This is a genomic window from Snodgrassella sp. W6238H11 (assembly GCF_016100525.1).
Classification (GTDB): domain Bacteria; phylum Pseudomonadota; class Gammaproteobacteria; order Burkholderiales; family Neisseriaceae; genus Snodgrassella; species Snodgrassella alvi.
The window spans coordinates 481,732-495,707 of sequence record NZ_JACFSH010000001.1 but is presented as its reverse complement, the minus strand read 5'-3'; the positions used below and the strand labels follow the sequence as shown (position 1 = coordinate 495,707).

Genomic DNA, 13,976 nt, shown 5'->3' with positions numbered 1-13,976 from the left:
CACATCATTGATAAAACGGATGCCTCGTCAGGGAAGCAACACAATATGCCTGATGCACGCAAGAAACTTTATTGTAAACAGCTTGTGCCGCACTTTCAGAATTAAATGACAAAAACACACATGCACCAGAACCACTCATCATTGGTGAACCGTATTCAGCCAAAACATCAAATGCCGCTTTTACTGCTGGATACTCAGCTAAAACAACGCTCTGCATATCATTGCGCCAGTGCTGTCCTGCTTGGAAGTCTGGCATTATCCGTGGCTTGGAATCACGTGTCAAGTCTTTATGTGCAAATATTTTCGGCGTACTAACATGCACCGGAGGTTTGATAATCACATACCATTGTTTTGGCAAAGATATCGGGCTTAATTGCTCACCAATACCGCGAGCAAATGCACTTTGTCCAAAAATAAAAAACGGTACATCTGCACCTAAGCGCACGCCAAGCTGTAATAGTTCTGTCTTACTCAGATTAAGCTGCCATAAATGGTTAAGCACCATTAATACGACTGCCGCATCCGCACTGCCACCACCCAGTCCGCCACCAACAGGAATCTGTTTTTCCAGCCAGATATCCACTCCGTGTTTAGTGCCGGTATGGTCGGATAATAACCGGGCTGCACGCACACACAAATCCTGTTCTTCAGTAATGCCGTTAGTTGGTGTATGTAATTTTATGCAGCCTGTCTGATTTACGCTGAACCAGATATGATCATACAGCTCAATCAGAGTAAAAATGCTTTCAAGTAAATGGTAGCCGTCGGCGCGCCGTCCGACGATTCTCAAATCAAGATTCAGCTTGGCCGGCGCCAGAAAATGCCGTGCATCAGCTGCTGGAGATTTATTCATATTTTTAAATAATTAATCAGGATAATCTTTGACGCAATTCGCATTGTGCTGATTTTGCACTATCATCAGTATCTGTATATTCATCAAACACCAGTCTGATGTCGAAGCGTGCATTATTTAACAGTACAATACGCGGATTACGGCTTCCGTTTTGTTGCTGACGCTGGATAATCCAGCCAGACTGTTTAAGTTTGCCGTTGGGCAATAACTGATAAGGTTCATCTGCAATCCAGTATCCCTGCACCCATTGATTCAAGTGATCAAACGGAAGCACAAAACCAAGCATACGCTGGCTTAATTCCTCAATACTGGCTGCAGTAATTACCTGTCCTTTACTGTCTTCTGCAATTACACCTGAGCTGTCAGTACATAAAACCCCTACACTATTACCCAATGGTGTTTTAACTTCAATCGTTTGTACGCTACCGGTATTCTGCCAGCTAAAATTTGCATAGCTTCCTTTACCCTGATCCTTGATAGCCAGACGTCCGGAACTGTCAAAACCAGAAACATCATTTTCGTTACCGGCCTGCCAGTCTGATGCTGATGTTATTCTGTCCGGTATGAGGCTGCTACAGGCACTTAAAGCCAGGCTGGTAATAGCTGCTGCCAGATAAAGATTTTTTTTACGCAAATATGAATATATCATTATTATTCCGGTATCTATAAATGTCTATTATTGTAATATTATCAGAATTAGTTGTATGAGCTGTGTGAAGTTAATTTTGTGTTTTAGAATTAAACAAATAGCTGCCGTTGACACTTGATGCATACGGCAGCTTTTCCGGTAAATCTCAATAGTTCAGTTAGTAAAGTCGGTAATTGGTATCCGGCTATTTATTGTTTTGTGATTTTGGTGCAGTAGTCAGACTAGACGGATTTACATTAAATTTTTTCAAAATTTGTTGTAACTCTTTCTGGTCAGAGTCTTTATTAGCTAATCCCTGTGCCCAGATTTTTCGTGCCTGTTCCTGCTCTCCTTGCTGCCACAGCACTTCACCCAGATGTGCTGCAATGGCACTTTCCTGACGAAGCTGATAGGCTGAACGTAAAAGCGGTAACGCTTTTTCAGGCTGGTTATTCAGATAATATGCCCACCCCAGACTATCCTGAATCGCCCAGGACTGATTATCCAGCTGACTTGCATGCTGCAAAATCGATAAAGCCTCTGCCCAGTAGCGTTTTGGCATACTTAGCATAGTATAGCCCAGTCCATTATATCCTTCCGCATCATCAGGTTTTAATTCAATAAAAGCGCGAATATCTTTTATTGCTTTTTTCGGCTGATCCAATTTTTCACTATAAGCTGTTGCTCGTGAATACAGAAGGAATGCTTTTATGTCTGTTTTATTATCCTCAGATACTGCGGTTTTTGTGTCTGCATCCTTTAGCATCTGTGTCAGCTTTTGTACATAAACCTTCGGATCGAGAGTTTTATTATCAATAGAAACTGATAATACAATGGTATCGATATCATCGGAAACAGCTGATTCTTTATTCTGATTCATCCGATCTAACCACTGCTTTGCAGCCGGTATATTATTTTGGGTTACTTCAATCATACCCATCAGATAGGCTTTATCTCTGACTAACTCACTATCAGTTACTTTATCCAGCCACTTACGCGCAGAGTCCATATCCTGATTAGCAAAGTAATAAGTTGCAGCTAGAAGCGCTGCCTGACTTTGCTGAAGTCTGTTACCGGTCTGAATGACTTTATTAATATTATCAATCAAAGCCGGTTCATTGGTTCTGTTGCTAAATAAAATTCCTGCCTGTTGTAAATAGATATCTGCATCGGCCTGAGTTTCTGCTTTCTTTGCTGTAGTTAAAGGCAGACTATTCGGTCTGATTTGGTGTTTACTTAGTATTTGATTCAGAATTTTATGGTCACTGGCTTTATTAAGCCAGCCCTGAGCCCATATCTGACGAGCTTCGTCCTCACGTCCCTGCTGCCAGTAAACTTCTCCCAGATGAGCAGCTACTTCACTTTCCGGCAGCTTCTGATATGCATATTCTAATAAAGGCAGCGCTTTTTCTACATTACCATTAAGAAAATAAGCCCAGCCAAGGCTGTCATTAATTGCCGGTGACTGGTTATTCTGAGCATAGGCTTTCTCCAGCAATTGCTGTGCTTCCTGCCAGCGATCTTTTGACAGACTTAACAAGGTGTAACCCAGTGCATTAAGCCCCTCTATCTGATTAGGTCGCATTTTCACAAACCGGCGCAGATCTGCTACTGCTTTTGCCGGCTCATCAAATTTATCTGCATATAACAGCCCACGAAGGAGTAATAACGGCGCAACATTTTCTACCTGTGTTCTGGTATCACCATGTTCTGCTTCATTAATCACTCTATTCAGATATTGTTCATATTTCTGGTCAGTAAGTGAAGAACTATTTACAAATGTTTGTAAACGAAGCAAATCCGATCCGCTGAAAAAAGTACCTGCCGGTGTTTTATCTGTCTGAACTTTATTTAACCATTGCTGAGCTGCTTTCCAGTGTTTTTGTTCTGCTTCAATTGAGCACATCATAAGTGCCTGATCAAAGAGAAACTGCGGATCATTGACTTTAGTCGCCCACGAACGGGAAGCCGGCAGATTATGTTCATCATAATAGCGCATAGCCACCATCATGGCCGCTTTACTTCGCTGATTGGAATTCCCCAGTTCTACAATTTTCTCTGCATAGCCGGCAAGGGTAGCTGTAGCAGCTTTTTGACTGACAGCCAGATAAACTGCCTGCAAATACAGATCCGCGCTTTTACTTTTCTCAAGCAATGGCTGCAAAGTTTGATATGCCAGTTGTAATTGATTATTTTTAATCAGCAATTCTATATAAAGACTTTGCCATTTAGCTGGCATGGTGTCCACACCGGTTAGCTGGTAAAAATCCAGCAGATATTGTGGCTGCTTAAGATTAATCAGGTTCAGTGTCAGCTGGCTGGCTGGAAAAATATCAGTATCCAGATGAACCAGTGATTGTAACGCTTTGATGGTTTGCTCTTTATGCGCACCAGTTGCACCATAAATAGCATCGGCAATTAGGGCTTCTGCCATTTCAGGATGTAAAACTGCTGTTTTGTGAATCGGTGCATTTAACTCATCAGTGGCATCCAGGTTATTTAACCGGAATTGTGCCATTTTTAAAAACAACCGGCGCAGCTGATAATCATTGGCATGGGATAAAACTGCATCTGCATTTTTCAATACTTGTGGCACATCATTTTTAGCAATAGCCAGCTCCCACATCAGGCGCTGTCTGGCTGGTGTCTCTGTCGGCTCGATTTCCTGCCAGCGATTAGCAATGGTTTGCGCTTCGGTGATTTTATTTGCGCCGAGAGCCATTTCCATTGCCCGTTCAGCTACCTCCGGTTCCTGTGTATGCTCAAGCATTCGCATATCTGCGGCCAGAGCCTGATCCGTTTTACCCTGAGAATAAATAAGTTCTGTGGCAAACAAAGTAAAAATATCATTGGCACGGCCGGCAATAGCCAGACGCCGTTGCAGCGAATCTGCATCATCCGGTGCCATAACCTGATTATTTATCCGCTCAATTTTAGTTTGAATCAATGGTACTGGTTTATGCTGCTCTGACAAACTGTTGGCATTGGCCATATGTACAGCCATTAAACTTAAAACAATCGGGGTAATACGATGAATCCAACGAGGCATTAAACTTCTCCATATATGCAAATCAGTTTACGTAGACACTGAATCATAAATAAATAACAGTTCTGTACTTGTGCAGGCAATTTTTTTCTAATCGCGGTTTATCATGCAATATGTGTTCAGTTATTAAATACTTTAACCGGCATGATAAAATTTGCAGCCGTTTAAAGAATAAACTATTAGGGTAAAATAATTTGCTACTTTAACACAGACAATTTTAGCTGCGTATGACTTATGGCAATTTTATCTGATTAAAACTGACACAGTACGTGCTTTAAATTTTGTTTTCATGATGCTATTGTAACGATTTTATTCTGAATAATATAAATAAATTATGCCCGAGTTACCTGAAGTAGAAACAACGCTGCGCGGAATCGCTCCTTTTATTGAAAATCAAACTATTTCCAAGGTAGAAGTGCGTCAGCCGCGTTTACGCTGGCCGATAATAGATAATCTAGGCGAACTGCTTGGCGGCGAAAAGGTATTATCAGTCAGACGCAGAGCTAAATACCTGCTGATTGAATTAGCTTCAGGTACATTAGTTATTCATCTGGGTATGTCGGGTAGTTTACGCGTCTTTACTGACTTTACTGCACCGCCGGTACAAAAGCATGATCATGTAGATATTGCTTTTAGTAATGGTACGCTCTTACGATTTCATGACCCCAGACGTTTCGGAGCTGTTTTATGGTTTATCGGACTCATTGAACAGCATCCTTTATTAGCTAACCTCGGACCTGAACCACTCAGCCAGGATTTTAATACTGATTATTTGCAACAAAAACTTTCAAACCAGAAACGTGCGATTAAAACAGCAATTATGGATAATAAAATTATTGTCGGTGTAGGCAATATCTATGCTAACGAAGCATTGTTCCGTACTGGTATCCATCCGGCCACTCCGGCTATGAAGCTGAATAAACAGCAGATTAGTGCATTAACTACAGAAATTAAACAGGTATTAAAGGAGGCCATTACGGCCGGTGGCAGTACTTTAAGAGATTTTGTAAATAGTGCTGGCACAAGTGGTTATTTTCAGCTACAACATCAGGTATACGGGCGAGCCGGTGAACCTTGCCCGCAGTGCGGGCATCCGATTGAAAAAATGATTTTGGGACAAAGAAGCAGTTTTTATTGTCCTCAATGCCAGAAAAAACGATAAATAACAATGACAAAATCAGAACATACTTCTTTAATTACCCGTTTTTCGCGTATTTTCAGACTGGCTGTATGGCTGGTTAAGACAATCAGACGGGTAAATCGGTTTAAGAACCTGAATGAAACAGAGCGAAATAAGGAATTAATTTCAATTGCGCACAATTTACTAGATATTCTGCACGTAAAGGTAAACTCTGAGCTATTATTACCTGATACAGCAAGTATGCCCTGGCTTACTGTAGCCAATCATATTAGCTGGCTGGATATTTTCGTATTAATGTCCTATATCCCCGGTGGCTTTATTGCTAAACAAAGTGTCAAATCATGGCCGGTAATCGGCAGACTGGCTACAAACGGAGGCTCTGTTTATATTAATCGTCAGTCGAGACAGGATATTAATCCGGTCATCAAAGCCATAGTACTGGCATTACATGAAGGTAAAAACGTCCTGTTTTTTCCCGAAGCGTATACATCTGAGGGAATGACTACCCTGCCGTTTAAAGCAGCCCTGTTTCAGGCAGCAATAGATGCAGATACACCCGTGATGGCAGTAGCCATGCGCTATTACAACCCTCAGGGATTGCGTACATCTAAAGTAGCATTTGCCGGCAAAACCAGTTTATTGCGTAGTCTGTGGAATATAGTATCTATGCCGGAAATTATAGTAAAAGTAGATTTTTCTGCGTTGCTGAATATTGCAGAAAACAAAACAAATGATCGTTTCAGCCTGAAAACTCAGGCTGAAGATTTTATTCAAAACAAAATTCTTATGGACAGTCCGGCTACAGCAACCGCGCCTTCAACTTCTGAATCGATATAGGCACAAAAGATGTTTAAGGCGATAAGCGCTGTTTAATCCAGAGATTATTTTGTCTTGTATACTGAATACGGTCATGTAAACGGCTTGGTCTTCCCTGCCAGAATTCTACCAGCTCGGGTTTAACCAGATATCCGCCCCAATACGGCGGTCTGGGTACATTGAACAAATATTTTGCTCCCAGTTTTGCTGCGCGCGCCATCAGCTCGGTTTTACTATTAATTACAGAGCTTTGTTCACTGGCCCATGCGCCAATACGGCTGCTGTAAGGTCGGGACTGAAAATAGGCATCTGATTCTGCTGCGGGTAATTGTTGTACATTTCCCTCCACCCGTACCTGACGCTCCAGTTCCGGCCAGAAAAATGTGATTGCTGCATACGGATTCAGACTTAAAGAACGACCTTTACGGCTATGATAATTAGTAAAAAATACAAAGCCTTCCGTTGTCACTTCTTTTAACAGCACAATGCGTGAATTAGGTCGTCCGTGCTGATCAACAGTAGCAACATTCATAGCTGTCGGTTCATTTACTTTGGCATGCATGGCAGCCATTAACCATTTTTGAAATTGCTCCAAAGGCTCTTCACAGCAATCAGCTTCACTAAGTGACTGTTGGCTGTAATCTTCGCGAATATCGTGTAAATCCAGATTCTTCATTCTTTATTTATGCATGCGAAAAAAGTTATTTACATCACTCTCAGGCATGATTTACTGCTTTTTCAGCACTGATAGCGTATAATTGCCCGATTTAATAACTTTATATTTATATAGAATATAAAGTCTGGCTGGCAATTATCCTACCCGCGGTAGCGGGCAAACGCAAATTACTTCAGGTAGTATGTCTTTAACCGTTATCGGACTTAATCACCAAACTGCGCCAGTTTCTGTACGTGAACGTTTGGCTTTCCCTGCCATAGAACTGGCAGAAGCACTGACTGCGCTTGGCAGTCAGGAAGAAATCGCAGAAGCAATGATTCTGTCTACCTGTAACCGTACAGAAATTTACTGTATTGGTAATGCAACTACAGCCATACAATGGCTGGCCGACTACCATCAATTGCCATTATCTGAATTTGCTCCCTATTTATATCAATTCCATGATAAACAGGCTGTGCAGCATGCCTTTCGGGTGGCTTGCGGACTTGATTCAATGGTTTTAGGTGAACCGCAGATTCTCGGACAATTAAAAGAAGCCGTACGCGTTGCCCGCAGCCGGAATACGCTGCATCAGCAGCTGAATGCTCTGTTTGAAAAAACTTTTGCAGCAGCAAAAGAAATTCGCAATGAAAGTGCAGTCGGAGAAAACTCTGTATCCATGGCTGCTGCTGCAGTTAAAATGGCCGCACAGATTTTTCCTGATATTTCAGCATTGAATGTTTTAATGGTGGGTGCCGGTGAAATGATTGAGCTGGTAGCCACCTATTTTGCCGCAGAATGTCCGCGGCGCCTGACTGTTTTAAACCGTACACTGGAGCGGGCTCAGGAGTTATGTCAGAAATTAAGCTGTGAAGCAGATGCACGCATATTAACTGCTTTACCTGAAATTCTGGCTGAATACGACGTAATTGTTTCTTCTACTGCCAGCCCTTTTCCGGTTATTGGTAAAGGTTTAGTAGAACGCGCACTCAGGCAGCGGCGCGGCATGCCGATGTTTTTGCTTGATCTGGCCGTACCGCGTGACATTGAAGCCGAAGCAGGCGAACTGAACGATGCGTATTTGTATAGTGTTGATGATATGGTGCATATTGTGCAGCATGGTCAGGCAGCACGGCAACAGGCTGCAGCTGAAGCTGAAAAAATGGTTGCAGGCAAGGTTGCTGAATTTATTGCATGGCAACAGACACGCAATAGCGTTCCTTTAATTTGTGAATTGCGCGATCAGGGTGAACAGCTGCGCAGCAAAGCAGTCACTAAAGCTCTGCGCCGTCTGCGTAAAGGTACACCTGTTGAAGAAGTATTGCAGCGTTTAAGCCGTGAATTAACCAATAGCCTTTTGCATGCACCCACCCGAGCTTTAAATAAAGACAGTCAGCAATATCCTGAGCTGGCCGAGGCCATTTGTCAGATTTACCAGCTGCATGGAAAAAATCAGCAGCATTAGCTACTGCCTCCAATTTATTCATAATCCTTAACTCTATATATTTAATACAGTCTCAATGGACTGATAGCTTTTATTTAATACGGAATACCAGATGAAACCTTCATTGATAGACAAGTTACAGCACCTGACTGAGCGTCTGGAAGAAGTAACCGCTTTGCTGGCTTCTCCTGATGTCACGGACAATATTGACGAATATCGTCGCCTTACCCGTGAACATGCCGAGCTTACACCGGTAGTAGAAACCTATCGCCAGTATACACAGGCAGAAACTGATTTAGCTGCCGCAGAAGAAATGCTGGCAGACCCGGAATTAAAAGAATTTGCGGCTGAAGAAATCAATACTGCCCGTAATCAGATTACTCAGCTGGATGGCGAGCTGCAAAAACTTTTGTTACCAAAAGACGAAGATGATGACAAGAATATTTTCATAGAAATTCGTGCCGGAACCGGTGGTGATGAAGCAGCTTTATTTGCCGGCGATTTATTGCGCATGTATACCCGCTTTGCAGAACGTATGGGCTGGCAGGTAGAAATTGTATCCGCCAGTGAAAGCGATCTGGGTGGCTATAAAGAAGTGATTGCACGAATTGCAGGCATGAATGTTTACAGTCAGCTCAAATTTGAATCTGGCGGCCATCGGGTTCAGCGCGTACCAACTACAGAAAGTCAGGGCAGAATCCATACCTCAGCCTGTACTGTGGCCATTATGCCGGAAGCCGATGAAGTTGCTGAAGTACAGCTCAATCCGAACGATTTACGCATTGATACTTTCCGTGCCTCCGGTGCCGGCGGTCAGCATATTAACAAGACGGATTCTGCCGTACGTATTACTCACTTACCAACGGGTATGGTAGTGGAGTGTCAGGATGGGCGTTCACAGCATGCCAATAAAGCACAGGCAATGCGAGTACTTGCCTCCCGACTGTATGAACAGCAGAAACATGCTGCTCATGCCAAAGAGGCTGCTGAACGTAAAAGCCTGATTGGCAGCGGCGACCGCAGTGAACGTATTCGAACTTATAATTATCCCCAAGGCAGAGTAACCGATCATCGCATCAATCTTACTCTGCATAAACTGGATTTTATTATGGATGGTGATTTATCTGAGCTGACACAGGCATTAATTGCCGAGCATCAGGCTCAGCAGCTGGCACAATTAAGTAATGTCGGCTAAGCTCATCAAAAAAAGCTGTTCTGATTTTCAGAACAGCTTTTCAATATAAATCAGCTACAACAAAGAATTAAGCCTGCTGCCATAGAACAGAAACCAGATTGCAGCAATCGCCAGTACAATTCCGGCAGCATTCAAACCATTGATTTTTTCTTTAAACACAAAAGCGCCAATAATAGTGGCCAGTGTTATTACACCCAGATTCATACCGGCAAACACCAGCGAAGGGTCTTGCTGAAAATACTGATGTGCACGAATGTAAAACAGAATATTGGCAAAATTTAAACCACCCAGTATCAGACCTGCCAGAATACTGGCCGCATTCCAGACTGTTCTGCGTAAACACAGATAACATATAATCAGAATGGCAGCGAGGATAAATGACACCAGCAAGGTCGGTGCAAAAGCTGTTCCGCTTTTCGCCATCTGTTTAAACAGAATATCTGTAGTTCCGTAACAAAGCCACACACCGAATAAATAGCCGGCAGTACTTAAAAAATCGCCTTTTCCTTTGCTTTTAGCCGGATTCTCACGATACAGCAAGGTAAGCAAGGCCATTAGTGCCAGTGCAATTCCGATAATTTTGTTAGTGCTTAAAGTTTCTCCAAAGAGCACAAATGCGGCCACTATAGGCATAAATAGCGACAGGCGCTGTGCAGCATCTGTTTTTACCATTCCCGCCTGTTCGATAGCCCGCCCCAGCACAATAAAGCCGAGCGGCAGACCAATACCTAAAGCCAGAAAAATAATCCAGTGACTGCTATAAGTATGCCAATCAGAAAAATCCGGACGTAAAAAAAACCAGGTGCAGGCAGCAGCTACCGGGTAATTAATCGCTACGGCCTGAGCAATATTAACACCGTTTCTGCGTGCCAGTTTCAGTAATACTGACACAGAGACACTACATAGAATACTAATAATCAGAAAATGCATTTTTCCCCCAAAATCAAAATTTATGAACTGACTTATCAGCTATTAAAAACTAAAAATCAAAATCTGCCTGTAGCCATATTTGCTCAATCAGATTTTGTTCTGTCTGGTCTGCTGGTTGTGGTTGCATTTGCTCCAGCTTGCGCCGGCGCAATGCACACAAACGCAGCACATACTGTTTCTGAGTATCAGACATACGTAACCAGTAAAGACGCTCGTCCCTGCTGCGCAGACAGCCTTTGCAATATCCCTTATGATTGCTTTCACAAACACCTTTACAGGGACTGGGAATAACAAAAAATTCTAACTGTTCCATTGCCTAGGTTTTGCATCCCTCTTCAATACCACAATTACAACAGACTGCCTTAAATAACCCAGCCGGAATAACACCGGAAAAACGTTAACTATGACACATACACAGATGTAAGTCAGCCTCTTTAATACTGAAAGAACATCTGATTTTGCTAAAAATTCCACGAAAAGCAGAGTAAATGTTATAATTCAAGGTTAATTTTCCTTACAAATAGCTAATAAACTAGGTTACACACTCCTATGAGTAAAAAAATTCGTAATATTGCCATTATCGCACACGTCGACCACGGCAAAACCACACTGGTAGACCAGTTATTACGCCAGTCCGGTACATTCCGTGCCAATCAGCAGGTAGACGAACGAGTAATGGACAGCAACGATCTTGAAAAAGAACGCGGCATTACCATTCTTGCCAAAAATACCGCCATCGAATACGAAGGCTACCATATTAATATCGTTGATACACCCGGACATGCCGATTTTGGCGGTGAAGTAGAACGTGTACTGGGAATGGTTGATTGTGTGCTACTACTGGTGGATGCCCAGGAAGGCCCGATGCCGCAAACCCGCTTTGTTACCAAAAAAGCACTGGCATTAGGGCTGAAACCGATTGTAGTGATCAATAAAATTGATAAGCCAAGTGCCCGCCCGAGCTGGGTAATTGACCAGACATTTGAACTATTCGATAAACTGGGCGCTACCGATGAACAGCTCGACTTCCCTATCGTTTATGCTTCTGGTCTGTCTGGCTTTGCCAAGCTGAATGAAGAAGACGAATCTACCGATATGCGTCCGCTGTTTGAAACCATTCTGAAATATACCCCGGAACCAGCCGGTGATGCAGATAAACCTCTGCAATTACAGATTTCTCAGCTTGATTATGATAACTATACCGGCCGGCTGGGTATCGGTCGTATTCTGAACGGACGAATTAAACCCGGTCAGGTAGTAGCTATCATGAATGAAGATAAGCAGATTGGTCAGGGACGCATTAATCAGTTGCTTGGCTTCAAAGGATTGGAACGCATTCCGCTACAAGAAGCGGAAGCCGGTGATATTGTTACGGTTTCCGGACTGGAAGATATAGGTATCGGTGTTACCATTGCTGATCGTGAACAACCTCAGGGGCTGCCTATGCTGAGCGTGGACGAACCTACTCTGACGATGGATTTCATGGTCAATACCAGCCCGCTGGCCGGTACAGAAGGTAAATTTGTTACCAGTCGCCAGATTCGCGAACGTTTGCAAAAAGAATTGCTGACCAATGTAGCCCTGCGCGTTGAAGACACAGCAGACGCAGATGTATTCCGTGTTTCAGGCCGTGGTGAGCTTCATCTGACTATCTTGATTGAAAATATGCGCCGTGAAGGTTATGAGCTGGCTGTCGGCAAACCACGTGTGGTTTTCCGTGAAATTGACGGCGTTAAATGCGAACCTTACGAAAACCTGACTGTCGATGTAGAAGACAATACTCAGGGTGCTGTAATGGAAGAACTGGGTCGCCGCCGTGGTGAACTGACCAATATGGAAAGCGACGGCAAAGGCCGTACCCGTCTGGAATACCGTATTCCTGCGCGCGGTCTGATTGGTTTTCAGGGTGAATTCATGACCATGACCCGTGGTCAGGGACTGATGAGCCACGTATTTGATAATTACGCACCAGTAAAAGCAGAAATACCCGGCCGCCGCAATGGTGTACTGGTATCACAAGAACAAGGTGATGCTGTAGCCTATGCTTTATGGAATCTGGAAGACCGCGGTCGTATGTTTATCAATCCGGGCGAAAAAATTTACGAAGGCATGATTATCGGTATTCACAGCCGTGACAATGATCTGGTTGTTAATCCGCTGAAAGGCAAAAAACTGACTAATGTCCGTGCTTCAGGCACAGATGAAGCAGTGCGTCTGACTCCGCCGGTACTGATGTCTCTGGAAGCGGCGGTAGAGTTTATCGATGATGATGAACTGGTAGAAATTACTCCGCAAACCATTCGCCTGCGTAAACGCTACCTGAGCGAACAGGAACGCCGCAAACACTTTAAAAAATTAGATTAATTAAAGTTTATTTGGCATAGGCAGCTTTTTAAAGGCTGCCTTTTTTTCAATATCGAATATTTATCTTTAAGAACAACAATTTTTAATAAATAGCATTGATATTCAATCTGATTAATGTATTGATATTGAATCATTCAGTCTCAACAAATAACGTAGCTTTATTTATCATTTATATTTTATACAGATTGTCTGTACTGTAACTGCTCACTAATATACAGATACCATGCCAAACTGATAAAATTATCTGTTATTACTCACCGGCTGATTACATATTTTTTATCTACACTACAAAATTTATCCTTGTATGTGACAACCGCATCCCCCATTTTACTATTCTATATTATGAATTTTATTGAGGACTAATTTGCCATGAATGCAGTATTGGTAATATTGGCTATTGTTTTATTACTCATTGGTTTATTAGGTACATTTATGCCTGCTTTACCGGGTCTGCCTCTCATGTTCGGAGGTGCATGGTTACTGGCATTGAGCAGCAATTATCAGATTATGGGAGCACCCACATTAATTACTTTAGGTATACTGACTTTATTTGGTTGTTTTCTGGATTATATGGCCGGTATGCTGGGCGCTAAGCATAGTGGTGCAAGCAGAAGAGCTATCTGGGGTTCTTTTATTGGTGCGATTATTGGCATGTTTTTTGCCTTACCGGGCATGGTATTGGGGCCGTTAATTGGTGCAGCAACCGGTGAATTTATTGCCAGACGCAATCTGGTCGCTGCCGGCAAGGTAGGTTTTGCCACACTGATTGGTCTGGTTGTTGGTGTGGTTGCCAAAATTGGCTGTGCATTTGCCATTCTGATTACTATCGCTGTGATGTATTTGTATTCGCTATATTAATTATTATTATGTAATAATAGCCATAATTTCAGGACTGTGTCTGAAA

12 protein-coding genes are annotated in these 13,976 nt (G+C 42.8%); 6 read left to right on the top strand and 6 right to left on the bottom strand.

The window, feature by feature from the left end; genetic code table 11:
• Window positions 1–4: 4 nt before the first annotated feature.
• The 3 genes from ispE to H3V00_RS02165 all read right to left on the bottom strand — a co-directional run bounded on the left by ispE (window position 5) and on the right by H3V00_RS02165 (window position 4,530).
• A complete protein-coding gene (ispE, locus tag H3V00_RS02175; RefSeq protein WP_084547774.1) occupies window positions 5–853 on the bottom strand; it encodes a 4-(cytidine 5'-diphospho)-2-C-methyl-D-erythritol kinase in 849 nt (282 codons plus the stop codon).
• 16 nt (window positions 854–869) lie between these two features.
• Window positions 870–1,502 carry a lipoprotein insertase outer membrane protein LolB gene (lolB, locus tag H3V00_RS02170; RefSeq protein ID WP_084554317.1) on the bottom strand — a complete coding sequence of 211 codons (633 nt, stop codon included), beginning with the start codon at window positions 1,500–1,502 and terminating at the stop codon, window positions 870–872.
• A gap of 184 nt (window positions 1,503–1,686) precedes the next feature.
• Window positions 1,687–4,530 carry a tetratricopeptide repeat protein gene (locus tag H3V00_RS02165; RefSeq protein WP_198206559.1) on the bottom strand — a complete coding sequence of 948 codons (2,844 nt, stop codon included), beginning with the start codon at window positions 4,528–4,530 and terminating at the stop codon, window positions 1,687–1,689.
• Window positions 4,531–4,861: 331 nt separating this feature from the next.
• Between H3V00_RS02165 and mutM the strand changes: the two genes are divergently transcribed.
• The gene (gene mutM, locus H3V00_RS02160) at window positions 4,862–5,689 is read left to right on the top strand and encodes a bifunctional DNA-formamidopyrimidine glycosylase/DNA-(apurinic or apyrimidinic site) lyase (RefSeq protein ID WP_198206560.1); all 828 of its coding nucleotides are present in this window, start codon (window positions 4,862–4,864) and stop codon (window positions 5,687–5,689) included.
• Window positions 5,690–5,695: 6 nt separating this feature from the next.
• Window positions 5,696–6,505 (top strand): lysophospholipid acyltransferase family protein, encoded by an 810-nt coding sequence (locus H3V00_RS02155; RefSeq protein WP_198206561.1) that lies wholly within the window; start codon window positions 5,696–5,698, stop codon window positions 6,503–6,505.
• A gap of 13 nt (window positions 6,506–6,518) precedes the next feature.
• Here the strand turns inward: H3V00_RS02155 and pdxH are convergent, their stop codons facing one another.
• Complete coding sequence (pdxH, locus tag H3V00_RS02150) at window positions 6,519–7,151, bottom strand: pyridoxamine 5'-phosphate oxidase (RefSeq protein WP_198206744.1); 633 nt, start codon at window positions 7,149–7,151, stop codon at window positions 6,519–6,521.
• 190 nt (window positions 7,152–7,341) lie between these two features.
• Here pdxH and hemA point away from each other — a divergent pair, with 190 nt between their 5' ends.
• Both hemA and prfA read left to right on the top strand, forming a co-directional pair.
• Window positions 7,342–8,604, top strand: coding sequence for a glutamyl-tRNA reductase (gene hemA, locus H3V00_RS02145; RefSeq protein ID WP_198206562.1), 1,263 nt, complete (start codon window positions 7,342–7,344; stop codon window positions 8,602–8,604).
• Between the two features lie 91 nt (window positions 8,605–8,695).
• On the top strand, window positions 8,696–9,778 hold the full coding sequence (gene prfA / locus H3V00_RS02140; protein WP_198206563.1) for a peptide chain release factor 1: 1,083 nt from the start codon (window positions 8,696–8,698) through the stop codon (window positions 9,776–9,778).
• A 54-nt stretch (window positions 9,779–9,832) separates the two neighbouring features.
• On the opposite strand, the gene H3V00_RS02135 is transcribed toward prfA, so the two are convergent.
• A complete protein-coding gene (locus tag H3V00_RS02135; protein ID WP_078474919.1) occupies window positions 9,833–10,708 on the bottom strand; it encodes a DMT family transporter in 876 nt (291 codons plus the stop codon).
• 49 nt (window positions 10,709–10,757) lie between these two features.
• Window positions 10,758–11,021 (bottom strand): DUF1289 domain-containing protein, encoded by a 264-nt coding sequence (locus H3V00_RS02130; protein WP_084565588.1) that lies wholly within the window; start codon window positions 11,019–11,021, stop codon window positions 10,758–10,760.
• A 236-nt stretch (window positions 11,022–11,257) separates the two neighbouring features.
• On the opposite strand from H3V00_RS02130, the gene typA reads away from it, so the two are divergent.
• Together typA and H3V00_RS02120 are read left to right on the top strand one after the other, a co-directional pair.
• Window positions 11,258–13,072 carry a translational GTPase TypA gene (gene typA / locus H3V00_RS02125; protein ID WP_025330592.1) on the top strand — a complete coding sequence of 605 codons (1,815 nt, stop codon included), beginning with the start codon at window positions 11,258–11,260 and terminating at the stop codon, window positions 13,070–13,072.
• Between the two features lie 369 nt (window positions 13,073–13,441).
• Window positions 13,442–13,930, top strand: coding sequence for a DUF456 domain-containing protein (locus H3V00_RS02120; protein WP_084551564.1), 489 nt, complete (start codon window positions 13,442–13,444; stop codon window positions 13,928–13,930).
• The last annotated feature ends 46 nt before the right edge of the window (window positions 13,931–13,976 follow it).